This is a genomic window from Corynebacterium sp. UMB8791, from assembly GCF_054166365.1.
This window is the reverse complement of record NZ_JBSZCG010000175.1, coordinates 24,728-50,352: the sequence shown is the minus strand read 5'-3', so window position 1 is coordinate 50,352 and position 25,625 is coordinate 24,728. Positions and strand designations below refer to the sequence as shown.

Annotated in this window: 18 protein-coding genes and 5 tRNA genes; 8 read left to right on the top strand and 15 right to left on the bottom strand. The window is 61.6% G+C overall.

The genetic code is table 11. The features are described 5' to 3' along the window. Positions 1 to 28: 28 nt before the first annotated feature. Entirely contained in the window at positions 29 to 1,420 is a 1,392-nt protein-coding gene (locus tag ACXIUA_RS11525; RefSeq protein ID WP_457976908.1) for a lipase family protein, read from the top strand. Positions 1,421 to 1,652: 232 nt separating this feature from the next. On the opposite strand, the gene ACXIUA_RS11520 is transcribed toward ACXIUA_RS11525, so the two are convergent. The 5 genes from ACXIUA_RS11520 to ACXIUA_RS11500 all read right to left on the bottom strand — a co-directional run bounded on the left by ACXIUA_RS11520 (position 1,653) and on the right by ACXIUA_RS11500 (position 10,516). Next, positions 1,653 to 4,412, bottom strand: a complete 2,760-nt coding sequence (locus ACXIUA_RS11520; protein ID WP_457976907.1) for an ATP-dependent Clp protease ATP-binding subunit — start codon at positions 4,410 to 4,412, stop codon at positions 1,653 to 1,655. A 187-nt stretch (positions 4,413 to 4,599) separates the two neighbouring features. Next, positions 4,600 to 6,291, bottom strand: a complete 1,692-nt coding sequence (ptsP, locus tag ACXIUA_RS11515; protein WP_070361907.1) for a phosphoenolpyruvate--protein phosphotransferase — start codon at positions 6,289 to 6,291, stop codon at positions 4,600 to 4,602. 33 nt (positions 6,292 to 6,324) lie between these two features. After that, a complete protein-coding gene (locus ACXIUA_RS11510) occupies positions 6,325 to 7,152 on the bottom strand; it encodes a PRD domain-containing protein (RefSeq protein WP_070361906.1) in 828 nt (275 codons plus the stop codon). A 10-nt stretch (positions 7,153 to 7,162) separates the two neighbouring features. After that, a complete protein-coding gene (locus ACXIUA_RS11505) occupies positions 7,163 to 9,238 on the bottom strand; it encodes a glucose PTS transporter subunit IIA (protein WP_457976906.1) in 2,076 nt (691 codons plus the stop codon). A gap of 135 nt (positions 9,239 to 9,373) precedes the next feature. Beyond that, positions 9,374 to 10,516: a glycosyltransferase 87 family protein gene (locus tag ACXIUA_RS11500; protein WP_457976905.1), complete on the bottom strand. Its 1,143-nt coding sequence runs from the start codon at positions 10,514 to 10,516 to the stop codon at positions 9,374 to 9,376. Between the two features lie 131 nt (positions 10,517 to 10,647). On the opposite strand from ACXIUA_RS11500, the gene ACXIUA_RS11495 reads away from it, so the two are divergent. Further along, on the top strand, positions 10,648 to 11,184 hold the full coding sequence (locus ACXIUA_RS11495; RefSeq protein WP_457976904.1) for an NINE protein: 537 nt from the start codon (positions 10,648 to 10,650) through the stop codon (positions 11,182 to 11,184). A gap of 95 nt (positions 11,185 to 11,279) precedes the next feature. Here ACXIUA_RS11495 and ACXIUA_RS11490 read toward each other — a convergent pair whose 3' ends face one another. The 3 genes from ACXIUA_RS11490 to ramA all read right to left on the bottom strand — a co-directional run bounded on the left by ACXIUA_RS11490 (position 11,280) and on the right by ramA (position 15,178). Further along, complete coding sequence (locus ACXIUA_RS11490; protein WP_457976903.1) at positions 11,280 to 12,617, bottom strand: Abi family protein; 1,338 nt, start codon at positions 12,615 to 12,617, stop codon at positions 11,280 to 11,282. A 437-nt stretch (positions 12,618 to 13,054) separates the two neighbouring features. Then, a complete protein-coding gene (murA, locus tag ACXIUA_RS11485) occupies positions 13,055 to 14,311 on the bottom strand; it encodes a UDP-N-acetylglucosamine 1-carboxyvinyltransferase (RefSeq protein WP_457976901.1) in 1,257 nt (418 codons plus the stop codon). Positions 14,312 to 14,335: 24 nt separating this feature from the next. Then, positions 14,336 to 15,178 (bottom strand): acetate metabolism transcriptional regulator RamA, encoded by an 843-nt coding sequence (gene ramA, locus ACXIUA_RS11480; protein ID WP_457976900.1) that lies wholly within the window; start codon positions 15,176 to 15,178, stop codon positions 14,336 to 14,338. A 261-nt stretch (positions 15,179 to 15,439) separates the two neighbouring features. Here ramA and cysK point away from each other — a divergent pair, with 261 nt between their 5' ends. Together cysK and epsC are read left to right on the top strand one after the other, a co-directional pair. Then, the gene (gene cysK / locus ACXIUA_RS11475; RefSeq protein WP_457976899.1) at positions 15,440 to 16,375 is read left to right on the top strand and encodes a cysteine synthase A; all 936 of its coding nucleotides are present in this window, start codon (positions 15,440 to 15,442) and stop codon (positions 16,373 to 16,375) included. Between the two features lie 51 nt (positions 16,376 to 16,426). Further along, complete coding sequence (epsC, locus tag ACXIUA_RS11470; RefSeq protein WP_070478055.1) at positions 16,427 to 17,026, top strand: serine O-acetyltransferase EpsC; 600 nt, start codon at positions 16,427 to 16,429, stop codon at positions 17,024 to 17,026. Positions 17,027 to 17,032: 6 nt separating this feature from the next. Here the strand turns inward: epsC and ACXIUA_RS11465 are convergent, their stop codons facing one another. From ACXIUA_RS11465 to ACXIUA_RS11440, 6 genes are all read right to left on the bottom strand, one after another. Then, positions 17,033 to 17,329, bottom strand: a complete 297-nt coding sequence (locus ACXIUA_RS11465) for a GNAT family N-acetyltransferase (RefSeq protein ID WP_070361958.1) — start codon at positions 17,327 to 17,329, stop codon at positions 17,033 to 17,035. Positions 17,330 to 17,395: 66 nt separating this feature from the next. Then, positions 17,396 to 17,468: transfer RNA gene (locus ACXIUA_RS11460), tRNA-Phe, on the bottom strand. Positions 17,469 to 17,490: 22 nt separating this feature from the next. Further along, positions 17,491 to 17,564, bottom strand: a tRNA-Asp gene (locus tag ACXIUA_RS11455). 186 nt (positions 17,565 to 17,750) lie between these two features. Further along, a tRNA-Asp gene (locus tag ACXIUA_RS11450) sits at positions 17,751 to 17,827 on the bottom strand. A gap of 33 nt (positions 17,828 to 17,860) precedes the next feature. After that, positions 17,861 to 17,933: transfer RNA gene (locus tag ACXIUA_RS11445), tRNA-Glu, on the bottom strand. A 150-nt stretch (positions 17,934 to 18,083) separates the two neighbouring features. Then, positions 18,084 to 18,156: transfer RNA gene (locus ACXIUA_RS11440), tRNA-Lys, on the bottom strand. Between the two features lie 181 nt (positions 18,157 to 18,337). Here ACXIUA_RS11440 and ACXIUA_RS11435 point away from each other — a divergent pair. Genes ACXIUA_RS11435 through cydC form a run of 4 tightly spaced genes read left to right on the top strand, consistent with a single transcriptional unit; the run spans position 18,338 to position 24,003 of the window. Continuing rightward, positions 18,338 to 19,900 (top strand): cytochrome ubiquinol oxidase subunit I, encoded by a 1,563-nt coding sequence (locus ACXIUA_RS11435; protein ID WP_284805435.1) that lies wholly within the window; start codon positions 18,338 to 18,340, stop codon positions 19,898 to 19,900. A 3-nt stretch (positions 19,901 to 19,903) separates the two neighbouring features. Further along, on the top strand, positions 19,904 to 20,908 hold the full coding sequence (cydB, locus tag ACXIUA_RS11430; protein WP_070361956.1) for a cytochrome d ubiquinol oxidase subunit II: 1,005 nt from the start codon (positions 19,904 to 19,906) through the stop codon (positions 20,906 to 20,908). A gap of 3 nt (positions 20,909 to 20,911) precedes the next feature. Further along, complete coding sequence (locus ACXIUA_RS11425) at positions 20,912 to 22,444, top strand: ABC transporter ATP-binding protein/permease (RefSeq protein WP_284805436.1); 1,533 nt, start codon at positions 20,912 to 20,914, stop codon at positions 22,442 to 22,444. Further along, complete coding sequence (cydC, locus tag ACXIUA_RS11420; RefSeq protein WP_284805437.1) at positions 22,441 to 24,003, top strand: thiol reductant ABC exporter subunit CydC; 1,563 nt, start codon at positions 22,441 to 22,443, stop codon at positions 24,001 to 24,003. Before ACXIUA_RS11425 ends, cydC begins: the two co-directional genes overlap by 4 nt. Before the next feature lie 6 nt (positions 24,004 to 24,009). Here the strand turns inward: cydC and ACXIUA_RS11415 are convergent, their stop codons facing one another. After that, positions 24,010 to 25,512 (bottom strand): acetyl-CoA hydrolase/transferase family protein, encoded by a 1,503-nt coding sequence (locus tag ACXIUA_RS11415; RefSeq protein WP_070361953.1) that lies wholly within the window; start codon positions 25,510 to 25,512, stop codon positions 24,010 to 24,012. Between the last annotated feature and the right edge of the window lie 113 nt (positions 25,513 to 25,625).

The following is a 25,625-nucleotide window of genomic DNA, read 5'->3' as shown; positions in this document are numbered from 1 at the left end:
AGAAGGGCGTCGTTTACAATGACCGACTATGCACATTCGGTCTACACTTTCAGCGCTGTGCGCCCTCGCACTCGCCGCTCCCCTCGCCCCCTCCGCCGCCGCTAGCTCGCTCGACCCGCTGAGCTCCGTGGCGGAGGTGGGCTCCTCCGCCATCAAATCCGCCTTCCGCCCCGCGCCGAAAGTCGTGCGCTACGAAACCACCACCGAGTTGGGCACGCGCGCGCCAGTCACCGCCACCCTCTACGACAGGGACAACGCGAAAGGGCTCGTCGTGATCGCGCCCGGCACCCGCGGTATGGCCGACCACTGCGCACCCAGCAAGAACACCTCGCTGATCTCCTCCGACTCAGGGACCTCCTTCAGCGTCGACTACGAGCGCCCCATGGCCCACATGCTTCTCGACGCCGGCTACCGCGTCATCGTCACCGACTACGTCGGCCTCGGCACCCCAGGTACGCACACGTATCTCAACCGCGTCGACCAGGGACACGCCGTCATCGACGCCGCCCGCTACGCCGCCCACGCCGGCGAAAAAGTCGCGTTCTGGGGCTACTCCCAAGGCGGCGGCGCATCCGGCGCGGCAGCCGAACTCGTCGCCGACTACGCCCCCGAACTCAACGTGGTCGCCGCATTCGTCGGCGCCCCACCCGCCGACCCACTGGCCGTACTCGAACAGTCCCGCGGGACTCTGATCACCCCAGTCGCCGGTTTCACCGCCGTCTCCTACTCCTCCACCTACCCCGACTTCCGCGAAGCCCTCTACGTCGAACTCAACGAGGAAGGCGTTCGCACCCTCGACGCCCTGTCCAAGGCGTGCATCCTCGACGCCGTCCGAATCGCGCCCAAGGAATTCAAGGCCTACACGAAACGTGGCGTCAACCTGGCCGAACTCGCCCACGACAACCCCGTGCTGCGAGCCCGCCTCGACCAGAACAAGCTCGGCCGCGTCCCCACCAAGGTCCCGACCCTGGTACTCACCAACCCCGACGACGACATGGTCCCCGCCCCACAAGCCGTCCAACTCGCCCGCGACTACTGCGCGCTCGGCTCACCCGTGGAGTACCGCAGCGTCGCAATCCCCGGCACCCGATCCACGCCACTTGACTCAGGGTCCTCCACCACCCCATTCGCAAACTTCGCCGGTGCCGGCCACGCCCTGCCAATCGTCCTCGAGACCGCCCACGTGATCACCTGGCTCGACGAGCGCTTCGACCCAAACGCGCCAGCCTTCACCCCGCACTGCAGCATCCCCGACAACACCTCCATCAACACCGCCTCGAACTACCATTACACCGGCCCAGTCGCCGACGCCATCCTCTTCGGCATCTTCGCTGTACTCAGCGCTGTCGGTTTAGGCACCTGGCTCGTTGGCTCCGGCCTGCCGAACCCGGCTTTGGTGTGGGCGCACCAAATTCGCTGATTTAGGAGCGCGTTTTTGCGTTTCCCCAGGTCGCTGCCGCCGCGCGAGGGAATTTGGTGCCTCTTTGGATACATAGAGTGCCAAAGGACGCAATTCTAAAATCCACGGCCTCCATTCTTGCAGGTCAGAAACGTGCTAGACGTATAAGGTTGCGTCTATTGGCACCAAACACTCACCCCACCAAGACAAAAAGAAAGCCGCACCACCAGGGTGCGGCTTTCCAACCTACTGATTAGACCGGTTCAGGTCCCCGACCGTCGGAATCGGAGTCGGAGTCAGGCTCAGGACCAGACTCTGCGCGCTCGTCCGGGAACTGGGAGGCCTCGGTCTCCGGGGTGCCATCGGAAGGGGCGATGTCACGCACGGCTTTCTCTTCAGGCTCCTCGGACGCAGCATCCTCGCCGAACGTCTCCGCTGGCAACGGGCGTGGGCGTGGGGTGAACGTAAAGGTCGCGTCCGGCGCTGCCTTGCCGCGGGTGTTGCGGGCGGCTTCGATGTCGCCGTCCCAGCCTTCGACGTCGACGGTGATGATCTCGCCGGCGCCGATCTCGCCGAACAGGATCTTCTCCGAAAGCAGGTCCTCGATCTCGCGCTGGATGGTGCGACGCAGCGGGCGCGCACCGAGCACTGGGTCGAAGCCGCGGATGGCCAGGAGGTTCTTGGCCTTCTCGGTGAGCTCGATGCCCATGTCCTGCGCGGCCAGGTTGGTGTCCACGCGGCTGATGAGCAGGTCCACCATCTGTACGATTTCTTCCTGGGTCAGCTGGCGGAAGACCACGATTTCGTCGATGCGGTTGAGGAACTCTGGACGGAAGTGCTTCTTCAGCTCGTCGTGGACCTTGTTCTTCATGCGCTCGTACTGGGCGTCGGCGTCGGTGGCGGTGTTGCCGGTGAAGCCGAGGCCGACTGGCTTGGAGATGTCGCCAGTACCCAGGTTGGAGGTGAAGATGAGCACGGTGTTCTTGAAGTCCACCATGCGGCCCTGGCCGTCAGTGACGTGGCCTTCCTCGAGCACCTGGAGCAGCGTGTTGTAGATCTCCTTGTGCGCCTTCTCGATCTCGTCGAAGAGCACCACGGAGAACGGCTTGCGGCGGACCTTCTCGGTAAGCTGGCCGCCCTCCTCGTAGCCGACGTATCCCGGAGGGGCACCAAAGAGGCGGGAAGCGGTGAAGCGGTCGTGGAACTCGCCCATGTCGACCTGGATGAGGGAGTCCTCGTCGCCGAAGAGGAACTCGGCAAGTGCCTTGGACAGCTCCGTCTTACCAACGCCGGATGGGCCGGCGAAGATGAAGGAGCCGGATGGACGCTTCGGGTCCTTGAGGCCGGCGCGGGTGCGTCGGATGGAGCGCGACAGCGCGCGGACGGCTTCGTCCTGGCCGATGATGCGCTTGTGCAGCTCGGACTCCATGTTGAGCAGGCGCGAGGACTCGGACTCGGTGAGTTTGAAGACTGGGATGCCGGTCCAGTGCGCGAGCACGTCGGCGATCTGGCCTTCGCCAACCTCGGCGATTTCCTCGAGGTCGTCGGAGCGCCACTTCTTTTCCTTTTCCTTGCGCTCCTCGCCGAGCTTGCGTTCGGTGTCGCGCAGGCCCGCTGCCTTCTCGAAGTCCTGGGCGTCGATAGCGGCTTCCTTCTCGCGACGGACGTCGGCGATGCGATCGTCGACTTCGCGCAGCTCGGAAGGCGCGGTCATGCGCTTGATGCGCATGCGGGCACCGGCCTCGTCGAGGAGGTCGACGGCCTTGTCCGGCAGGAAGCGGTCGTTGATGTAGCGGTCCGCGAGGGTGGCGGCGGCCTTGAGGGCGTCGTCGGTGTAGGAGACGCGGTGGTGTGCCTCGTAGCGGTCGCGCAGGCCACGCAGGATGGTGACGGTGTCCTCGACGGAGGGCTCGTCGACCTGGACGGGCTGGAAGCGGCGCTCGAGGGCGGCGTCCTTCTCGATGTGCTTGCGGTACTCGTCGAGCGTGGTCGCGCCGATGGTCTGGAGTTCGCCGCGTGCCAGCTTCGGCTTGAGCAGCGAAGCAGCGTCGATGGCGCCTTCGGCAGCGCCGGCGCCGACGAGGGTGTGGATCTCGTCGATAAACAGGATGATGTCGCCGCGCTGGTTGATCTCCTTGAGCACCTTCTTCAGACGCTCCTCGAAGTCACCGCGGTAGCGCGAGCCTGCAACCAGGGAGCCAAGGTCGAGGGAGTAGACCTGCTTGTCCTTGAGCGTTTCGGGGACGTTGCCGTTCGCAATGTCGAGCGCGAGGCCCTCCACGACGGCAGTCTTGCCGACGCCCGGCTCACCAATCAGCACCGGGTTGTTCTTGGTGCGGCGCGAGAGCACCTGCATAATGCGCTCGATTTCCTTGTCGCGTCCGACCACCGGGTCGAGCTTGCCCTCGCGGGCTGCTGCGGTGAGGTTGCGGCCGAACTGGTCGAGCACGAGCGAGTTGGAACGCTCGCCCTGCTGGCCCGGGCGCGGCCCACCCATGATGCCTGGGCCCTGGCCGGCGCCCGCGAAGCCCGGACCGCCGCCCTGCGGGGTCTCCGGGTTCTGTGCTTCGCCGCCCTCGTAGCCGGAGAGCAGCTGGATGACCTGCTGGCGCACGCGTGGCAGGTCGGCGCCGAGCTTAATCAGCACCTGGGCTGCGACGCCATCACCCTCCCGGATGAGGCCGAGCAGCAGGAACTCGGTGCCGATGTACTTGTGCCCCATCTGCAGGCCTTCGCGCAGGGAGAGCTCCAGTACCTTCTTGGCGCGTGGGGTAAATGGGATCTGGTCAGTGACTGGCTGCGTGCCGTGTCCGATGATCTCGATGACTTCGGAGCGGACGTCGTCAAGATTGATACCCATGGACTCGAGCGCCTTTGCTGCGACGCCTTCGCCTTCTTTAATAAGCCCGAGCAGGATGTGCTCGGTACCCATGAAGTTATGGTTCAGCTCGCGCGCCTCCTCCTGAGCTAAGACGATGACGCGGCGGGCCCTATCGGTAAACCTCTCAAACAACTGGCTGACCCCTTACTAATAACGGTTTTTAAAGAGTTGTCACCAACCATAACGCCCCCGGCGGACACATCGTCCCGCCGAGGGCGTCACTTCATGGCTTCAGGGGCCATTACACCAGCTCAGGTCGGGTGTTCGCTCGTAGCGAACAGAGGCTTTTCGACGCCTCCTCCGGCCCCAACCGGCCAGTTTAGAGCAGGTCGCGCAGCACCGGATCCGCGATCTTGAGCACGTTCTCGCGTGCTTCCTTCGCGGTCGGGGCGTCGACGGCAAAGTTTGCCATCTGGCGGCAGGTGTCGCGGTCGTGCAGGCGTAGCGCGGCGCGCACCGCGTTGACCTTGCCCGGCGCCATGGACAGGGAGCTCACGCCCAGGCCGACGAGGACGAGCGCCATGAGCGGGTCGCCGCCTGCCTCGCCGCACACGCCGATGGACTTGCCGGTGGCTTCGCCACCGCGGCAGGTCTCGCGGATCATGGCCAGCGTTGCCGGCTGCCACGGGGTGAGCAGCTCTGCGAGCTCGCCCTGCATGCGGTCGGCGGCCATGGTGTACTGCGACAGGTCATTGGTGCCGATGGATGCGAAGTCCGCGATGTCCAGGATGTGGGAGGAGCGGATAGCGGCCGCGGGGGTCTCCACCATCACGCCGACCTTCGGCAGGCCGTGGGCGCGTGCACGCTCGGTGAACCAGCGGGTCTCCTCCACCGTGGCCACCATTGGGGCCATGACCCACAGTTCAGCCTCCGGGACAGCCTTGTGTGCTGCGGCCAGCGCCTTGAGCTGGTCGTCGAGGAGGTCTTCGCGGGCCATGGACAGGCGCAGGCCGCGACGGCCCAGTGCCGGGTTCTCTTCCTCGCCGAGGTCGGCGAAGGACAGCGGCTTGTCGGCGCCTGCGTCCAGGGTGCGCACGACGACGCGGCGGTCACCGAATGCGCGCAGCACCTTGGTGTACGTCTCGGTCTGCTCCTCGACGCTCGGGGCAGAGTCGCGGTCCAGGAAGAGGAACTCGGTGCGGAACAGGCCGGAACCTTCCAGGTCGTAGCCGGAGGCCTTTGCGGCGTCGTCCGCGGTGCCGATGTTGGCCAGCAGCTTCACGCGGTAGCCGTCGCGGGTGGCACCCTCGCCGGAGGAGCCTGCCAGGGCAGCGGCGCGGCGGCGGGAGCGCTCTTCGAGTTCGGCGACGTCCGACTCGTTCGGGGCGACGATCACTTCGCCGACGCCGCCGTCGAGGGCGATCGCTGGGGCGTCGACAAGCGCTTCGCTAATGCCTTTGACCTGCACCGCTGCGGGGATGCCGAGCTGCGCGGCGAGGATCGCCGTATGCGATGTCGCGCCACCGGCCTCCGTCACGATGCCGACGACCAACGCTGGATCCAACGTCGCGGTCTCAGCCGGTGCAAGGTCGTTCGCGACGAGCACGGACGGCTCGGTCAGCGCTGGAACGCCCGGCTCCGGCAGCCCGCGCAGGCGCGCGGTGGCGCGGTCGCGGATGTCGTAGAGGTCGGTGACGCGCTCAGCCATGTAGCCGCCGAGCTTGCGGAACTTCGCCGCGTACGCCTCCACCGCGTCGTGGACCGCCTTGGTCACGCCGGTCCCCTTCTTCAGTTCCTTCTTAATGCCGCGCACCAGGCCGCGGTCCTTCGCCAAGGCGGCGGTTGCCTCAAGGACAGCCTTGGATGTTTCGGAGTTTGCGTGCTCTGCGCGCGCCGTCAAGGACGCGGAGACTTCTTCCAGGACCGCGACGACGCGCTCGCCGTCAGCGTCTGGGTCGGTGCATGGTTGTTCGTGCTCGTCGATACCAACGGCGGGTGTAACAACTGCGACCGGGCCAGAGGCAGTACCTGAGGAAACCCCGATCCCATACAAGACGGTGCGGTCAGTCATGAGTGTGTCCTTTCAGCAATCAAGCTAATGGTATTACATTTGATGGTACGCGCTGAGGCGCGCAACGTGCAGAGCAAGGTACGCAATTTCATCTTCTGTCAACTCCGTATCGAAGCGAAGCTCCACTACAGCAGCCACTTTTCGGGCGCACTCAACTTCCCGCGGGTAACTGCGCGTCAACTCACGCGCCAACGGAGAATTTCCGCGCTCGAGTTGTTTCCCCTGCTCAAGGCGAACAAACAAATAACGAATGTGTGTAATAAACCGGGCCACATTTATCGACGCCGCTTCGAACTCCACCCCAAACTCAGCCTCAATGATCTGCATCATCTGCTGAATCAACCCCGTCATCCGGTACGTATGCGCCAGGTCACCGGTGTTGAAACCGGCGTTGACCAGGTGCATCGCAAGCGCGGTGGCTTCGGTGGTGGGCAGGGTGGCGTCGAAAAGAATGTTGATGTGCTCCAGCAGGCGTTCGCCCTGTGCATACTCTGCTGGGTACAAGTGCTGGACCTCGGCGCGCAACGGGTAGGCGATCTCTTCGCCGCGGGAGGCCCGCTCAAGTGCATTAATAATGTGGTCCGTCACCGCGGTGACCAGCGTGATGCTGGGCTTTGCGCCCACGGCCTCCAACGCTGCGGTCACACGGTGTATATCTTCGGCGGGAAGCCCGGCAATCATTTGGCCGGAGTGGTCCGGGTCCCGACCATCCGCCGGAACAAATACTCGCTGCACCTTCGACTCGTCGAGGACGTCGCCTTTCTTTGCCCCAAAGGCGATGCCCCGACCGGTCACCACAACATCCTCCGACCCGCGGCGGGCCAGGACGACATTGTTGTTAAAGATGCGCAGTATTTGCATGTGTTCGACCCTACTTGGTTACCCCCAACAGTGGCTGGCCGACCTCGGCCTCACCAGTGGCGATATCTTCCACAGCAGCCAGCGACTTGGAGTTGACCACGGTCACGATCACCGTAGTGTCCACGCCGTGACCTGCGATTGCGCCGAAGTCGACGTCCGCGAGGGCGTCGCCAATCTCGACGCGCTGCTTCTTCTCTACGAGCGGGGTGAAGCCTTCGCCCTTCAGCTTGACGGTGTCAATGCCGATGTGGACGAGGACCTCGACGCCGTCGTCAGTCTTGATGCCGTAGGCGTGCCCCGTCTTCGCAACAGAGATCACCTTGCCAGCAACCGGCGCCACAACCTTCTCGACGCCGCCTTCCGGCAGCACACCAATTGCCTGGCCGAGCGCACCGGATGCGAACGCGGCGTCCTGGATCTGGTCCATCGGGACAACCTTGCCTGCGATCGGCGCGGTGACCTCGCAGGTGTCCGCTGCTGGGGTCGCCGCAGCTGCAGGCGCGTCGGCCTCTGCTGCAACGGCTGGAGCGGCCGCCGCCGGAGCTGCTGCCGCAACTGCCGGAGCTTCCTCCTGCTCTTTTTCCTCCTGTGCCGCGCGTGCGCGAGCCAGAGCCTCTTCACGCTCTTCCGGCGTGCGGTAGTCGGTGAAGTAGATGACGAAGAACGCGGTGAAGAACGCGACCGCAATAGCGATGACGTAGACCCACATCGGGCTGAAGACCACGGTGGTCAACAGCGAGGTGAACACGAACGCGTTGGTCTGCACGCCGCCGAACGGGGTGCCCAGAATCGCGATGGTCAGACCACCGGTGAAGCAGCCCACCAGCATCCGCGGGTAGATCCTCTTGTAGCGCAGGTGAATACCGTAGAGGGACGGCTCCGAAATACCACCGAACAGACCAGCTGCCAGCGCCGACCCGGAGGTCTGGCGCATGACTGGATCCTTATCGCGCAGCGAGAGCGCGAACACAGCAGCGGTTGCACCGAAGCAGGCGAAGTTCCAAGCACCCATTGGGCCCTGGATGAAGTCGTAGCCCAGGGTCTGAATGTTGACCAGCATCAGGGCGTTGAGTGGCCAGTGCAGGCCGAGCGGAACCAGGAACGGGTACAGCATCGGGATCAGGATGGCGAACACGAACGGTGCGTTGCCGTTCAGCCACGCAAGGCCAACACCAATCCATGCGCCGAGCGCGTAGCCGAGCGGCCCAATCACGATCGCGGTGACTGGGATCATCACCAAGAGGGTGAGGAACGGCACGAACACCATGTGGACCGCGGACGGAATAATCTTCTGGAAACCCTTGTACACCAGGGCCGCCACGACCGCCATGATCAGCGGCACGAACACGTTGCCTTCGTAGCCAGGCAGCAACATCGGCAAGCCCATCACCGTCACGCGGCTGACCTCGGTGCCGAGCAGGTCGTTGACCTCAGTCACGGCATCCGGGTGGTCCGCCAGCCCCATGAACTCGGGGGTGAACAGCGCCAGGATGACGGCGGCAGGCACCCACGGCTCAATGTTGAGCTTCTTGCCTGCGTTGTACGCCACCATCACTGGCAGGAAGTAGAACACCGAGCGCCACATCGCGTCGACGAACTGCCAGCCCGGCGTCTTGACCTCCGCATGGAAGTCAACAAAGCCCAGCGCGTCCATCACCGCAGCAAACGCAATAATTAACGACGCCCCAAGCAACACACCCAGAATCGGCCTAAAGGAATCCGAGAGGTACTCGAAGAACGCGTCCATCCACGGCACCTTGCCCTGCGCCTTCGCGCGCTGGGCCGCCTTCACGTCATCGTTGCTTTGGCTGCCACGCGACTGCATCTCAGGCAGGTTGTTCATCGCGTTGTACACCGTCGCGACGTCCCCGCCAACAATCACCTGGTAGTGCGACCCACCCTGCGGCACCGCACCCATCACCTTCGGGTTCGCCTCAAGACGCTCCTTGTCAGCCAGGGAGGCGTCGTTGAGCTCGAAACGCAAACGGGTCGCGCAGTGCGTAAAGGACGCAATGTTGTCCGCACCGCCAATCCCCGCAAGGATATCCGCCGCCTGCTCCTGCAAGCCGGCCTGCTTGGTTGCCATGTTCACTCCTTTTCTTCATAGATCCAGGGATGAAAAAAGACCCGGGACGCGAAAACGTCCCAGGTCTTGCCCCGCCGAACCCGGCAGGTAACAACCCTGTGGTTGGTATTACGTTCCACTATATGTCGGAACGTTTTAGTGCGCAATAAGTTTGCTCTCAGCCGGGAACCACCGCTCCAGAAGCAGTGCTACCCACATCGCCAACGAGGCCAACCCGATCAAGTTGCCCATGTACCAAAGGGGCGTCGAGAAGCTGTAGGCATCAACCTCCGGGTACAGCTGATACGACGGCACAAACAACACCGCGACGTAGAGCACGTGCGCGAACTTCCACACCGACGGCACCGCCGCAAAAATCAGCGGGACCGCCAACATCACGCAGGAGAAGTGGTGCGACACCGCATACGGCCCACCCACGCTTATGCCCAACGCGACGAAAAACAGCGCGTGCACATCCAGCCCGCGACGCAGCAAATACCACGCCCCCAACCCCGTGAGCAGCGCGAAAAGCAGGAAGATGACGCCGGTCGGGGCGTCGAAACCTGCGCGCGCGAACAGACCGGACAGCGCCTGGTTCGGCGGGTACATCGCGTTACCGCCGCGGTCGGTGTTAAAGAACTCGTCGGTGAAGTAGTACCAGGTCTCCGCCGGACGCATCAGCACACCAATCGCAATCGTGCCAACGAACGTCCCCGCAGCACGCGCCACCGACACCCAATCCTTCTTCACCAAGAACAGAATCGCGAACGCCGCCGGCGTGATCTTAATCCCAGCCGCAATGCCCACGCCGACGCCGCGCAGCTGCCGCGGCAACAGGCCCAGCACATCCACCACGACCAGCGCAAAGAGGAACACGTTAATCTGGCCGAAGAAGAAATTCGCCTGCAGCGGATCAATCGCCAATGACCACGCAATCACCCCCACCAACACCAGCGGTGTGACCTTCACGTCCAGGCGGCGCAGCGCCAACCACGAGATGAGCGCCACGCACGCCATCGTCGCCAACGTCCACACCACGTCCATCACCGGCTCGGGCATCCACGTCAACGGCACGAACAGCAGGGCCGCAAACGGCGGGTAGATGAAGCGGAACCCGCTGCGCGTCGGGAAATCGTCATACAGGTCGGCGCCGCTGGTCAGGGCGTTGCCGGCGTCGCGAAACACCCCGACGTCCAGCAGCTCACCGCGCGCAGCAGCACCGAAGACCTCACTGAGCCCACTCGCGGCCGCGAGCACACCAACAAGCACCCACACCCACAACGAAACCTGCTTCACCATCGCATCGCCTTACGCCCATCACTGTTGACTAACTCTGCTGTCTAACTCTGCGCATCATACCGTTACACATGGACACGAATGAACTACACTACGGGATGAACCTTTCCCGACTGCCTAAAAAGAGGAAGCACATGAACGAACAACAGCCCATGTACGACAAAGACGGGCTCCCAATCTCGCAGCCAACCAGCCAATTCCAGGGGTTCGGGCAGTACGGGCAAGCCGGGCAGTTTGGGCAATTCGGGCAGACTGGACAGTTCGGGCAGACTGGACAGTTCGGGCAGGGTTCACCGTACGGGCAACCGCAGATGCAACAGTTCGCACCTGCACAAACGCCCCAAATGCAGCAGATGTCCCAGATACAGCAGATGCAGATGGCCTACGGGCGCGCCGTGCCCCAAAAGAACAAGTTCCTCGCAGCGGCGTTGTTCTTCTTCCTGGGGTCGTTTGGTATCGGCAACTTCTACCTTGGGCAGAACGTCCGTGGCGTCACCAAAGTGGGGCTCTTCCTGACCGGCAGCCTCTTCAGTCTGATCCCGTTCGTCGGCTGGATCGTTTCCACCCCGATCTTCCTCGCACTATGGGTGTGGTGCATCATCGAGATGATCATGGTCCTCGTCGGCGGCGGAGGTTACGACACCGACGCCAACGGAATCCCACTGAAGTAAACCTTCAGGCGGTTGCCCTCAGCTCCGTGGCGTCGCTGGAACGTCCTGCCGACAAAACCCGCAGTGCGTAGGACGCTCCGGTTTACGTAAGTGATCTAAGCATTGTTTGTATTGGATACAAGTTTAACTGTTTCGAACACTTGCGCAGGGTCTTTCTTTATCGCCAGCATTGGGCTCATGACGCCATCATCAACATCGATCGTTCCACTGACCCACCATTCCTGGGCTCGCTGAATACGCAGATCTCTGTTCGAGTCGCCACTCAGAAGGATTTCATTCACATCTCCAACATTCGGATCAATATCACTCAAATCTTCATTAAATTGAAAAGCTGGATAGTATTTCGTTCCACCCACCTCGTGGGCAAAGATGGCATTCTTGCCCCGTAGGTATTTAAGAAAATCCTTTCTTCCCTTTTCATCACGATCAGAGAACACACTTCCAAGCAGTCTTGCCTGCGTAACACTAGCGACCTGATTAACTCTGTCAATAGCGAGGCAAGCTTCTAAGTCAGGTCGATACGGTGTGCGCCAGACCTTTTCTTGTCGCCAACTCTCGGGAAAGCCCAACTCGGATAAAGCTATTGCGTTGCACTCAGCAAATTCCGTAATGAGGTGTAGCATCTCATCAGACCAAGTGGAATCCGGGCATATTCGAGCTAGCAGGAACCTCATCGCAACAATGGACTTATAGAGCTTATGCGGCAAATCACTAAAATTGGAAAGCTCTTCAAGATGCTGTTTCGGAGACCCAAGAGTCACATCGAACACTTTGTTCCAAACCCTCCCATAGTGCGCGCACAGATTCCGAAGGTACCGGAAGTGATTCAACCAACTTGAAAAAGTTCCGTAATCACCTTTTCCAGCACGATCCACAATTCCGGCACGGGCTGCAATGAGTGAACAATCTTCCTCATGCAGCAGGCTAAAGAGACGACAGAGCGTCCCGAAGGTCATGATCTCCGTTGCAGCCCAGACTGGTAAATGCGGACCGTATTTTTTACGAAAGTGCTCGAGAAAGTCTCCGCGGCTGCGCTTCTCTTCCTGAGAATAGTCTGCAACCCAGTCGATGTGTTTTGATCTCTTGACCACCTGCGACGAAGCCGACCAAATGGATACGCCCTTCCTCAAATGCTCGGGAAGCCTGTGGGCAAACGGGTGGCAGAGGCCAAGCCGGTTGCTTACCTGGGACCGAAGCCAAACTTCAATCAGTTCTGCCCCTTCGACGAACTTTCTTCTCAGCAATTTGTCGAATTCATAAAGCGCATCAATAGCACCAAACGAAGTGCCTGGCTGGAACTCATTGTCATTCCGGAAAAAGTATGCATACCCCGAGAAACGAAAGTAGCCAATCTCCATCAACACGGAGCGCGCATGTTTATGATCCTCTATTTTCAGGCCGTGAGACTCCAGCTTGGAAAGCTGTTCATCCACAAACAAATACGGCTTTGAGTATTTGCTTATTCGATATGCGCTCAACATCCTTGGGTTAAGGGTCAAAAAGTGTGTCCGGAATCGCGGATTTTCACGGATTGACCTGTAGGTTTCCGGAAAGTATATCAAAAGTCAATGCAATCAAAAAAATAAAAAGTACATTGGCACACTATCGAGTTCTCAAACAACAACCGCACACCCAACAACCAACCCCAACCAGAGCCAGCGTCAAGCAGCTGAAACAAAGTTACACACCCGTAAACACAAAGTCAAATCCAACCAAACCAGCCAGACTCAAAACCGCCCACAAGCAGCAACTTTATTCACTTTGATCATTCCCTCCAAGCGACCAGGCCGCTCGTCGGCAACGAGGGATAACTTAACCACGAACCAACAAACAACACAAATCGCCTAGGAGGGACCGGTTTTTAAGCGTTCTAACCGTTGACTCGTTGCACCTTCGCACCGAGTTCATTGAGCTGCTCCACAAACCGTGGGTAACCACGGTCAATGTGGTAGACATCGTGCACCGTGGTCTGCCCTTCCGCGACAAGGCCAGCAAGGACAAGGCCAGCTCCGGCGCGAATGTCGGAGCTCCACACATCAGTGGAGGAGAGCGTCGATACGCCACGAAGAGCCACATGGTGGCCATCGATGTTGGCGTCAGCGCCGAGGCGCATCATTTCGTCGACAAACCGGAAGCGCGCTTCGAAGACGTTCTCCGTAATGACTGAAACGCCGTCGGCTACCGCGGAAAGTGCAATCGCCATCGGTTGCAGGTCTGTCGGGAAGCCGGGGAACGGCAGCGTCTGGTAGTCGACAGCCTTTGGACGCTGGTTCATGCGTACGCGGAAACCGTTGTCGTAAGTCTCCACTTGCGCGCCAGCCAGCTTGATCTTCTGCAAAGGAAGGTGCAGGTGACCAGGGGCGATGCCGGATACCGTGATATCGCCCTGAGTAATTGCAGCTGCGTAAGCCCAGGTTCCGGCAACAATCCGGTCGCCAACCACGGTGTGTTGCGTCGGCTCCAGCTTTTGGACGCCATCGATAACAATTGTCGACGTTCCCGCACCCTCGATCTTCGCCCCCATGGCCCGGAGCATGTCGCAAAGGTCGACGATCTCCGGTTCACGTGCCGCGTTGGAGAGAGTAGTACGCCCCTCAGCAAGTACTGCCGCGGTAATGATGTTCTCGGTCGCACCAACCGAGGGGAAATCGAGCGCGATGTCCGCGCCGTGCAGCTGCTGGGCGCGGGCAACAACGGCTCCGTGCTCAATGTGTGTCGTCGCCCCGAGCTTCTCAAGGCCAGACTGGTGCATATCTAGAGGTCGGGACCCAATCGCGTCACCACCAGGAAGGGCAACATACGCCTCGCCGCAGCGGGCAACAAGCGGGCCAAGCACCGCAACGGAGGCGCGGAATTGCCGGACGGCTTCGAAGTCGGCGTGGGGAGAAACCTCGGCAGGAGTGTGGATGGTGACCACGGTGCCGTCGATATCTACGGAGCAGCCGAGTCCGACGAGGACGTCCCGCATGAGGGGGACGTCGAGAATTTCGGGGCAGTTAAATAGCGTTGTTGTACCTTCGGCGAGCAGCGCTGCCGCCATGAGCTTCAACACGCTGTTCTTGGCGCCGTCTACCTTTACGACGCCTTCAAGCCGGGTACCGCCAGAGACTAAAAATCGTTCTTTCACGGAACCCAGCGTACCCAACAACGGTTACGGCAACGCCCCGATGCGACGAGCTGCGTTAACGGCCTCGTAGCGGGTGTGTGCCCCAAGCTTGCGCATCACGCTGCGGAGGTAGGACTTCACCGTCTCGGCACCGATCCCCATCTCGGCCGCGGCCTCAACATTGGTATGGCCGAGCGCAACACAGGAAAGAACGTCGAGTTCACGAGCGGAAAGCTTCGTCGTCTGCTTCACGCGCACCGGGGAAACCATCTGGTCACACAGCTGCTCGATTTCCTTGCGAAGATTTTCATCGCCCACACGATTTGCTAGCATGCGCAGCTTCGAGTGCGTGGAGCGAACCTGCTCCCACTCAGCACTGTTCATAACGCGACCCGTCTTCTGTCCGGCGCGCGCGCCGTCGCCCTGCCTCATGGCGGTATTGACCGCGAGGTCCTGCTCGAGACAGCGAGCCGTCATAGCAACCTCTTCAATCACCTTGTCGCCCAAACGCACCGGCGAGTGCACACCCACGTAAAGGACGCCACGGATCTCGCGCTGGGTAATTACCGGGACTGCAACGATGGAGTGCAGGCCTTCGTCTTGAATCTGCTTGTCGTACTCGTGGGAGATGACATTCGCGCGTGTGTAGTCGGAAATACCCACCGCGCGGCGCGTAGCGACGACCCTTCCACCTACACCGGCACCTGACTCAATGACAAGCTCCTGCAGGGCTGGAGTCCGTAGTCCGATCCATTGCGTGATCTGCAAACGGTTATCCGCCAGGAGGGTGCCATACATGGCTACGGGGATACCGGTTGCGGTTTTCAGCGTGGTCAACGCTGCCCGGATGGCGTCGTCGTCTTCCTTAAGGCACTGTGCGTCGGTCAATGATCTCTCGCTTTCCACCCGTTCGAGTGTCCCCTGTTTAGGGACACTGCTTGTCGAACTTGACTCAAAGCCCTTTCATCATAACGCGTTTTCGGGGGTAGCCAAACTTTGCACTTGCCACACATTCACAGAAACACAACCCCGGAAGTAGGTGAACAAATCGGTCTATTTGACAAAGACTAGCTGGTTCATGTCGCGAGTGTATAATCGCGCAACAAGAACGCAACTTACGCGAAACATACAGGTAAAGGAGTTATTTTCATGGCAAAGATCGCAAAGTCAGTATTGGACCTCATCGGCAATACGCCGCTCGTAGAGCTCAACGGCATCGCTGACGGGCTCAAGGCACGCGTCCTAGCAAAACTTGAGTTTTACAACCCGGCAAATTCCGTCAAGGACCGTATTGGTGACGCAATCGTCCGCGCGGCGGAAGCCTCCGGCGAACTGAAGCCAGGCGGCACCATCGTGGAAGCGACATCGGGCAACACCGGCATCGCACTCGCGCTCACCGGCGCCGCGAAGGGCTACAAAGTCATCCTGACCATGCCGGAAACAATGTCGCAGGAGCGTCGCGTGGTCCTTCGCGCGTACGGGGCAGAGATCGTATTGACGCCAGGCGCGGCAGGCATGAAGGGGGCCGTCGATAAGGCGAACGAGATCGTCGAGACGACGGAAAACGCAATCCTGGCCAGCCAGTTCGAAAATGAAGCCAACCCGCAGGTCCACTACGAGACCACCGGCCCCGAGATTTGGAACGACACTGATGGGGAGGTCGACATTGTGGTTGCCGGTGTCGGCACAGGTGGCACGATCTCTGGCTCCGCGAAGTACCTCAAAGAGCAGAAGGAATCCGTCAAGGCCGTCGCAGTTGAGCCAGCTGCTTCCCCACTGCTGTCCACCGGCGAGGCAGGCCCGCACAAGATTCAGGGCCTCGGTGCGAACTTCATCCCTGGCACGTTCGACCGCAACGTCATCGACGAGATTATTACAGTCTCAAACGAAGACGCCGTCGCCACCTCACGCGAACTTGCGATGAAGGACGGTGTCCTCGGCGGCATCTCGGCGGGCGCAAACCTCAAGGCGGCGCTCGAACTCGCCGCTCGCGACGAGAACGAAGGCAAGACGATCGTCGTGATCATTCCGGACTTCGGCGAGCGCTACGTCTCCACCGTGCTCTACGAAGACATCCGCGACTAGACACAACGGGCACGACGCCACCCCGCGGGTGGTCGTTGATAGGATCGCCACATGATCAAAACGGCCATCCGCGTGATTCAAATGATCCGCGAGGACCTTGCCAACGCGAGGGACCACGACCCGGCGGCGCGAGGCGACCTCGAGAACGCCATCGTCTACTCAGGGCTCCACGCCATTTGGACTCACCGCGTGTGCCACTGGATGTGGCAACGCAACCTGAAAGGGCCCGCGCGTGTGCTCGCCCAGGCCAACCGCTTCTTCACCGGTATTGAGATTCACCCCGGCGCCACCATCGGCCGACGCTTCTTCATCGACCACGGCATGGGCATCGTCATCGGTGAGACTACCGAAATCGGCGACGGCGTCATGCTCTACCACGGCGTAACGCTCGGCGGACAGGTGCTTACACAGACGAAGCGCCACCCCACCATCGGCAACAACGTCACCATCGGTGCCGGGGCGAAGGTCCTCGGCCCCATCACAATCGGAGACAACACAGCGGTTGGGGCGAATGCCGTCGTCACAAAATCGATCCCGGCGAACTCCATCGCCGTCGGCATTCCTGCCAAGGTCAGGGAGCGCCAAGAGTGCGAAACAAAGCACCTCGTCGACCCCGACAAGTACTTCGACCCGGGCAGCTACGTCATCTAATCCGCGCTACTTGACGAGGTCCGCGTACTCCGGGTTCTGCGCAATGTAGCGCGCCACAGCGGGGCACGTCGGAATAACGTTGAGACCCTCGGAGCGGGCGTCGTCAAGCGCGAACTGCATCAGCGGCTTCGAGAGGCCCTGGCCGCGGAACTTCGGGTCCACCACCGTATGTGGCAGCTCCCGCGCACCGTCGACGTCAGCGTACGTGGCAAACCCGGCCAATTGCCCGTCGACAAATATCTCGTAGCGGGACTCCTGGTCATTCCTCTTCAGCTCGGGCTGTACTGCGTCGTGCTGCGACAAATCAACGCTCCAATCCTCGGGGACAGAAACACAAAACCCCTCCACCGCAGTGAAGGGGTTGGAGTGTGGCCAGAGCCAGGATCGAACTGGCGACCCCACACTTTTCAGGCGTGTGCTCTACCGACTGAGCTATCTGGCCAGAACAACACAAGTGCTGTTCGCGACCCTGACGGGACTTGAACCCGCGACCTCCGCCGTGACAGGGCGGCGCGCTAACCAACTGCGCCACAGGGCCTTATTCAGTTTCGTACTCACGGCCGCTACACGGTCGCTTGCACGAGTTGATACTTTACACAGAGCTCTCGAACACAAGCAAATCGCCAGCACAAACCATATTTTTCGACGCCACTTCACCTCTTCATGTAGGCAGGTTGGACAAAATAAAAAGAGCCGGAACGTTTCCGTTCCGACTCTTCAAACATGGCGACCCTGACGGGACTTGAACCCGCGACCTCCGCCGTGACAGGGCGGCGCGCTAACCAACTGCGCCACAGGGCCATATGTTTTTGTGTTTCAACCTTGCGGCTGAAGTACCCCCAACGGGATTCGAACCCGTGTTGCCGCCGTGAAAGGGCGGAGTCCTAGGCCTCTAGACGATGGGGGCCCGCTGCGTTAACAGCTCGACCATCATAAGCCGATGCAGAATAACATCACAAATCACCAGTACATAGCAAGTTTTCAAGGGGCGCGCCGACTCAAGCCACTCTGCATCCAACAAAAAGCGCCACCGACCGAAGTCGCGTGGCGCTGAATGTGGGCCCTGCGGGGATCGAACCCGCGACCTGCGGATTAAAAGTCCGTAGCTCTACCAACTGAGCTAAAGGCCCGTGCGCAACAACTTAGCACAACTCAAGGGTGGGCCGAAATCGTAAACCCACCCCGAAATGACCCTTCAGGACGCTACCCCCATATATGGTCATACTCCCTGGAAGTTAGGGGTTTTCGGCGCCTGCTACGGTAAATATATGACCATAACCTTTATTGGTTGTTTACGTTGAAGGAGTCACAATGCCGCTAGATTTAGTCGATCTGTCAAGGTGGCAGTTCGGCATTACGACGGTCTATCACTACCTTTTCGTCCCACTGACCATGGGACTCGCGCCGATGGTTGCGATCATGCAAAGCATCTGGCACAAGACTGGCGACGAGCGCTGGTACCGCGCGACCCGTTTCTTCGGAAACATCTTCCTCATTAACTTCGCAATGGGCGTTGTCACCGGCATCGTCCAGGAGTTCCAGTTCGGCTTGAACTGGTCTGAATACTCCTCGTTCGTGGGAGACGTGTTTGGTGCACCGCTCGCCTTCGAGGGCCTGACGGCATTCTTCTTTGAATCCGTCTTCCTCGGCGTCTGGATTTTCGGTTGGGGCAGGTTGCCGAAGTGGGCACACCTTGCGTCAATCTGGATTGTTTCGATCGCCGTGAACATCTCGGCGTTCTGGATTATTACCGCAAACTCGTTCATGCAGCACCCGGTGGGCGCTGTGTTCAACCCGGAAACGAACCGCGCTGAGCTGGTTTCCTTCAAGGCGTTGCTGACGAACCCAACGGTGCTGTGGGCATTCCCGCACGCGGTGTTCGGCGCTTGGATGCTCGCGGGCACGTTGGTGTGTGGCGTCGCTGGCTGGTGGATGATTCGCGAGGCCCGCAAGGGCGATCCGGATGGGGATGCCGCGACGGTGTGGCGTTCCTGCACCCGCTTCGGTGCGTGGGTCATCCTCGCTGCGACGGTGCTCATCACGCTGACTGGTGATGAGCTGGCCAAGCTGATGTTTACGCAGCAGCCGATGAAGATGGCGTCGGCAGAGGCACTGTGCCACACCGAGCTGGATCCGCACTTCTCGGTGCTTTCTATCTCGACGTACAACGACTGCGAGTCCGCAACCCAGCTGATCGGCCTGCCATTTGTGCTTCCGTTCCTGGCACAAGGCAAGTTTTCCGGCGTTGAGCTGCAGGGCGTGCTGGATCTGCAGCAGTACTACGAGTCGCTGTACGGCCCGGGCAACTACACCCCGAACCTGTTCGTGACGTACTGGTCCTTCCGCATGATGATCTTCTTCATCGTCGTTTCCGTCGTGATGGCGCTGGTAGGCCTGTGGGTAACCCGCGGCAAGCGCGTGCCTACTGCGAAGTGGCTGGGCACCTTGTGCCTGGTGGCGCTGCCGGCTCCATGGCTGTCGAACATTTCGGGCTGGATCTTCACGGAGATGGGCCGTCAGCCGTGGATCGTCCATCCGAACCCTGCGTTCCAGGGTGGGGACCATCCGGGTATGGAGCAGAACATTCACATGCTGCTGGACTTCGGTGTTTCTGACCACCAGCCGTGGCAGGTGCTGCTCTCTATGGTGCTGTTCACGGTGCTCTACGGCATCGGTGCGGTGCTGTGGGTGTGGCTCATTCAGCGTCAGGTCCGTAAGGGCATGGACCAGCCTGGACTGCACGAGGGCGACTCCAAGCGCCTGAAGGATGTGCTCTACGGTCCGAACGCCGAGACCGAGTTGGAGCCGTTGAGCTTCAAGTCTTCGCAGGAGTCCGGCGCAACCACAACCACTGCGGACAACAAGGAGCTATAAATCATGGACTTGCAAGTGCTTTGGTTTGTGATCATCGGAGTGTTCTTCACCGGCTACTTCGTGTTGGAGGGCTTTGACTTCGGTGTTGGCATGTTGTTGCCGTTCATGAAGGGCGATGAGATCGAGAACGACCGTCGTCGTACGGCTGCGATCAGGACGATTGGCCCGATCTGGGACGGCAACGAGGTGTGGCTCATTACGGGCGGCGCGGCGATTTTCGCGGCGTTCCCGGAGTGGTACGCCACGCTGTTTTCCGGCTTTTACCTGCCGCTGGTGCTCATCCTTATGGGCCTGATTGTCCGCGGCGTGAGCTTGGAGTGGCGAGTCAAGGTGGACACGCTGAAGTGGCGCAGGCTTTGCGACGCCGGCACGGCGTTTGGCTCCTACCTGCCTACGCTGCTGTGGGGCGTTGGTTTCACGAACATCGTGATGGGCGTTCCGCTCAACGAGCAGGGCCGCCTGGACTCCTTCTATGACGGCTTCCTTGGCCTGCTCAACCCGCTCGGCCTGCTGGGCGGCGTGGCGTTCGTGCTGCTGTTCATGCTGCACGGTGCGACGTTCCTTGGGTTTAAGTCCCACGATCCGCTGCGTGCTGAGATGCACGCGTTTGCAAAGAAGTTCATCGCTGGCCCGGCGATTGTGGTTGGCGCAGCGTACCTGCTGTGGATCCAGCTCACGCTGGGCGCTGGCTGGACCTGGATCCCGCTGGCACTCGCGGCGGTCGGCCTGATCGTTTCGGTGGTTGGCATCGCTGGCAACCGTGATGGATTGGCGTTCTGGATGACGGCGTTTGCCATTATCTGCTGCGCGATCGTTCTCTTCGGTTCGCTATTCCCGGACGTGATGCCGTCGACAAGCGACCTGTTCGCTGGCTGGGATATCCGCAACGCGTCCTCCTCGCCGTACACCTTGAAGGTGATGACGTGGGCGGCTGTGTGCCTCACCCCGATCGTCCTGGCAGGTCAGATTTGGACCTACTGGGCGTTCCGGAAGAGGGTGTCGGTCTAGGCTATGGCCTCGCCGATTGACCCCCGGCTACTTCGCCTCGTTCCGCCCGTGCGCCAACTCATTGTGCGCACGGGCGTTGCGCAAGCTACAGACACGTTGCTGCTGGTGGCCCGGGGTATTTTGATTGGGATTGTCGCAGCGTCGGCGGTGACGGAGCGCGCGGTTCCGCGTGCCTCGTTGCTGTTGGCGCTTGCTGGCGTTGTTGTGGCCCACGGCGTGTTGTCGTGGGTAGCGCAGCGCTGGTCCGCCGATGCGGTCGGCGGCGTTGTAGAGGACTTGCGGACGAAGGCGCTGCGGGCGTTGGCGAAGCAGGACCCGCGCGCGGTGGAGCAGGATTCGGCAACGTGGAGCCATGTGCTCACGCGCGGCATTACGGACTTCCGCCCATATCTCACGGAGTTCCTCCCTGCCCTCTTTTCGACGGCCATCGGCACCCCAATCGTGGTCGCCGTCATCTTCTACTTCGACTGGATCTCTGGCGTGTTTTGCCTGATTACGCTGCCGTTGATTCCGATGTTTATGGTGCTGATCGGCAAGTTGACGGCGGATCACACCAAGCGCCGACTCGAGGTCACAGCTGGGCTGGGAGCTCAACTGTCGGACCTGTTGGCAGGTGCCCCGACACTGCGCGCTCTGCACGCCACGAAGCGTCCTGCGCAGCAGATCCGCCAAACGGGCCAAAAACACGCGGACTCCACGATGGGAGTGCTACGACTGGCATTCCTGTCCTCGTTCGCATTGGAGTTCATCGCGACGCTGTCGGTGGCGTTGGTCGCGGTGAGCATCGGCCTGCGGCTGGTGACCGGTTCGATCACGCTGCTGGCCGGGCTGACGGTGCTCATCATCGTCCCGGAGGTTTTCGCACCGATCCGTAGGGTCGGCGCAAGCTACCACGCCGCAGCCGACGGCCTGAGCGCTGCCGAGCGCGTCCTCGAGCTTCTCGACGCCCCCTCCGCCACCACCGGCTCCTACATCGCCGAGGAACCCGGTGTGCAGGTACGCAACCTGAGCGTGCGTGGGCGCGACGGCGTACGCCCGGACGGTCTGACGTTTGATGCCCCGCGCGGCCAGGTCACGGTGCTGACCGGCGCAAATGGTTCTGGTAAGTCAACCACGCTGTTGGCGGTGCTGGGCCAGTTGCCGGATGCAATGGTTGGGGGCGAAGTGGGCGTCGAGAAGAAGGTGGCGTATCTGCCTGCGACCCCGGCGATGGAGCCTGGGACCGTGGGCTCGAACGTGGCTCTGTTCGGCGCGCGCGGGGACGTCAGCCTGGTGGGCGTGTCCGAGGCACATGCTGTCGGCCCATATGGGGACGGCATTTCCGCAGGCCAGCGACAGCGCGTCGGCATTGCGCGCACGTTCGCCGCGGATGCGGACGTGTTCGTGTTGGACGAGCCGACCGCGCACCTCTCCCCCGAGTTAGTTGACGAAGTGATACGAAGGATGCGCGGGCTGGCGCAGCGGGGCGCTGCGGTGCTGGTTGCGTCCCATGACCAGCGGGTACTCGACGCCGCGGACCAGGTGGTGCAGGTATGAGTGACTTGAAGTTTTTGCTGCGCATCGCGCAGGTGCGTCCCCGCGACCTGATCAGCCCGATCATCGCCGGTGCGATCACGCTTCTGGCGGCGCTGAGCCTGACGGTACTGTCCGGCTGGCTGATTACGCGCGCGTGGGAGATGCCGCCGGTGTTGGACCTCTCGGTGGCGGTGACGGCTGTGCGCACGTTGGGTATTTCGCGAGCGGTGTTCCGCTACCTTGACCGGTTGGTGGCGCACAAGCTGGGCCTGCGCGCGCTGACGACGCTGCGCGCCACCATGTACGACGCCCAGGCGGCCGCCGGCCGTGTGGGCCGCGGCGAGGGCCAGGCGCTGCTGGTGGCGGATACGGAGCGCGTGACGGATTACATCGTGCGCACGCTCGTCCCGCGTGGCGTCGCCGTGGTGCTCACGGTGGTAGCCATCGTGGGCGCGGCGGTGCTGCACCCCCTTGCGGCGGTGATCATGGCGGGTGGGTTCGCGCTCACGGGCCTGCTCATCCCCTACTTAGCGACGCGCGCTTCGCGCAACACCTTCCTTGTCGAGGCAGAAAACGCTTTCACGCTGCAGCTCGACTCGGTGCTGCACGACAGGGTGGAGTACGCCGTCGCTGGCAAGGGCGACGCGCTGATAGAGCAAGCCGCGCAGGCCTCGGCGGATGCGAGCAAGGCGTGGGCTCAATCCACGCGCCCGGAGGCCACCGCGTCTGCAATCCAGGCGTGGGCCACGGGCATCTGCGCACTGCTCATCACGTGGTTGGCCGTCGAGACGTATACGGGCAACCCGGTGTGGCTGGGCATGCTGGTAATGCTGCCGCTGGCGGCCTTTGAGGCGCACGGCCCACTCGCGGGGGCTGCGGTGCACGCGGACCAGGCGAAGCGCAGTGCCCACCGCCTGCGCGAGGTCGCGGACCGCGCCGAAGAGACAACGAAGCTCAGCGGCGGACCCCTCCCCCACCCGGAGACCGGCGTGGCCGTGCGGGCGGAGGCGCTGCGCACCGTCTACGGCGACCAAGCATGGGACTTCGAGCTTGCCCCCGGCCAGCGGATGCTGGTGCGCGGGCCTTCCGGCTGCGGCAAGACCACGATGCTGGAAACGCTCGCCGGCCTGCTGCCCGTCGCCGGCGGGACGGCGGCCATCGCGGAGGGTGCGCGCCTGTTCGCGGAGGACGCATGGGTGTTCGCCACGACGGTGCGGGAGAACCTGCTGGTTGCCAACGGCGACGCCAGCGACGCCCGCATGGCGGAGGCACTGGAGGCGACCGGCTTCGAGTTCGGCCTGGATTTCATGCTGGCTAACGGCGCAGACTCGCTGTCCTCCGGGCAGCGCCGCCGACTGCTGCTGGCCCGCGCCCTGGTCAGCGACGCCCCCATCCTGCTGCTCGACGAACCAACCGAGCACCTCTCGATCGACGCCGCGGAGCACCTCCTCGATGTCCTGCTGCACGAACCGCTACCCGGCGCGCTGCCGCAGCGCACGGTGATTGCGGTCGTACACGTCGACGGGCCCGTCGGCATCGAGGTTGCTGCCTCGCCGACGGGCCCGGATGCGGTGTCGTAGCTGGCGCTACTTCTTCATCGTGCCGGTTTCCATGATGCGGGTATGGAAGTCGAACGCATGACGCAGATCGTGTGGCGTCTGCTGGAACTTGCTCTTCGACGCCAGCTCCACGTACTCCTCGAGCAGTGGGCGGTAGTCGGGGTGAGCGATCGCGATCATCTTGGCCACACGGTCACGTGGAGCGAGGCCGCGCAGGTCAGCTACACCGAACTCGGTGATGAAGACCATCGCGTCGTGCTCGGTGTGGTCCACGTGGGAGACCATCGGGACGATGGAGGAAATCGCTCCGTCCTTCGCGGTTGCCGGGGAGATGAACGAGGAGATGTAGGCGTTGCGGGTGAAGTCGCCAGAGCCGCCCAGAGCGTTCATGATGCGGGAGCCGTTGATGTGGGTGGAGTTCGCGTTGCCGTAAATGTCCGCCTCAATCATGCCGTTGGAGGCAATCAGGCCGGTGCGGCGGATGACCTCCGGGTGGTTCGAGATCTGCTGCGGGCGCAGGATGATGGACTCGCGGTAGCGCTTGGCTTCCGCGTTCATCTTGTCTGCGTACTCAGGGGACAGCGAGAAGGACGTTGCGGATGCGACGGACATCTTGCCGGCGTCGATAAGGTCGACCATGCCATCCTGGATAACCTCGGTGTACGCCTGGATGTTCTCAAACTTCGAGTCCATCAGGCCCGCCATCACAGCGTTCGGCACGTTGCCCACGCCGGACTGCATAACGTAGCCGTCGTAGGTGAGGCGGCCGTGGCGCACCTCGTGCTCGAGGAAGTCGAGGAAGTTCGCGGCGATGCGCTCAGAGGTCTCGTCCGGAGCCTTGAACGGCGCGTTGCGGTCCTCAGCGTTGGTCTTGACGACGGCGACGACCTTCTCCGGATCGATCTCGATGTAGGTGGTACCGATGCGGTCGCCAGCCTTGGTAATCGGGATCGGGATGCGGTTCGGCAGTGGTGGCACGAGCCAAATGTCGTGCATACCTTCAAGGTCCAGCGACTGCCACTCGTTGACCTCGATGATGATCTTCTTCGCAGCGTTGAGGTACTCAACGGAGTTGCCGACCGACGAGGAAGGCACGATGTTGCCCTCCTCGGTAATGCGGACGGCCTCGACGATCGCGACGTCCACGTCGCCGAAGAAACCCTGCTCAACCATCATGCCGGAGTGGGACAGGTGGATGTCCTGGAACTTCATCTCGCCGGCGTTGATCTTGTTACGCATCTGCGGGTCAGACTGGTACGGCATTCGGTAGCGCAGCGCATTTGCTTCCGCCAGGACACCGTCGCACTCCGGTGCCGTCGAAGCGCCGGTGAACAGGTCGATTGCGTACTCCCGGCCAGCGTTATGCTCGTCGGTTGCCTTGGCTGCGATCGCAGCAGGCATTGCCTTCGGGTAACCAGCGCCGGTGAATCCCGAGATACCGACCTTATCTCCATGGTTCACGAACTGGGCAGCTTCCTCTGCAGTCATGACCTTGGCGCGCAGCTTGTCACTCGCGATACGCTCGCTCATTAAAAACCTCACTTCGTGTTGATGATTCAGATATCACACCACCATAATTGTGACTTAGGTCTTACGGCAGAAAACTACGCAAACATCCAGAAAGGTCACCCTCACTGGATACC

Coding starts and splice junctions, on each gene's coding strand:
- cysK (WP_457976899.1), top strand. CDS start 15,440: ATGGCAAAGATCGCAAAGTCAGTATTGGACCTCATCGGCAATACGCCG.
- cydC (WP_284805437.1), top strand. CDS start 22,441: ATGAGTGACTTGAAGTTTTTGCTGCGCATCGCGCAGGTGCGTCCCCGC.
- cydB (WP_070361956.1), top strand. CDS start 19,904: ATGGACTTGCAAGTGCTTTGGTTTGTGATCATCGGAGTGTTCTTCACC.
- ACXIUA_RS11495 (WP_457976904.1), top strand. CDS start 10,648: ATGAACGAACAACAGCCCATGTACGACAAAGACGGGCTCCCAATCTCG.
- epsC (WP_070478055.1), top strand. CDS start 16,427: ATGATCAAAACGGCCATCCGCGTGATTCAAATGATCCGCGAGGACCTT.
- ACXIUA_RS11510 (WP_070361906.1), bottom strand. CDS start 7,152: ATGCAAATACTGCGCATCTTTAACAACAATGTCGTCCTGGCCCGCCGC.
- ACXIUA_RS11500 (WP_457976905.1), bottom strand. CDS start 10,516: ATGGTGAAGCAGGTTTCGTTGTGGGTGTGGGTGCTTGTTGGTGTGCTC.
- ACXIUA_RS11415 (WP_070361953.1), bottom strand. CDS start 25,512: ATGAGCGAGCGTATCGCGAGTGACAAGCTGCGCGCCAAGGTCATGACT.
- ACXIUA_RS11505 (WP_457976906.1), bottom strand. CDS start 9,238: ATGGCAACCAAGCAGGCCGGCTTGCAGGAGCAGGCGGCGGATATCCTT.
- ACXIUA_RS11525 (WP_457976908.1), top strand. CDS start 29: ATGCACATTCGGTCTACACTTTCAGCGCTGTGCGCCCTCGCACTCGCC.
- ACXIUA_RS11425 (WP_284805436.1), top strand. CDS start 20,912: ATGGCCTCGCCGATTGACCCCCGGCTACTTCGCCTCGTTCCGCCCGTG.
- ACXIUA_RS11435 (WP_284805435.1), top strand. CDS start 18,338: ATGCCGCTAGATTTAGTCGATCTGTCAAGGTGGCAGTTCGGCATTACG.
- ptsP (WP_070361907.1), bottom strand. CDS start 6,291: ATGACTGACCGCACCGTCTTGTATGGGATCGGGGTTTCCTCAGGTACT.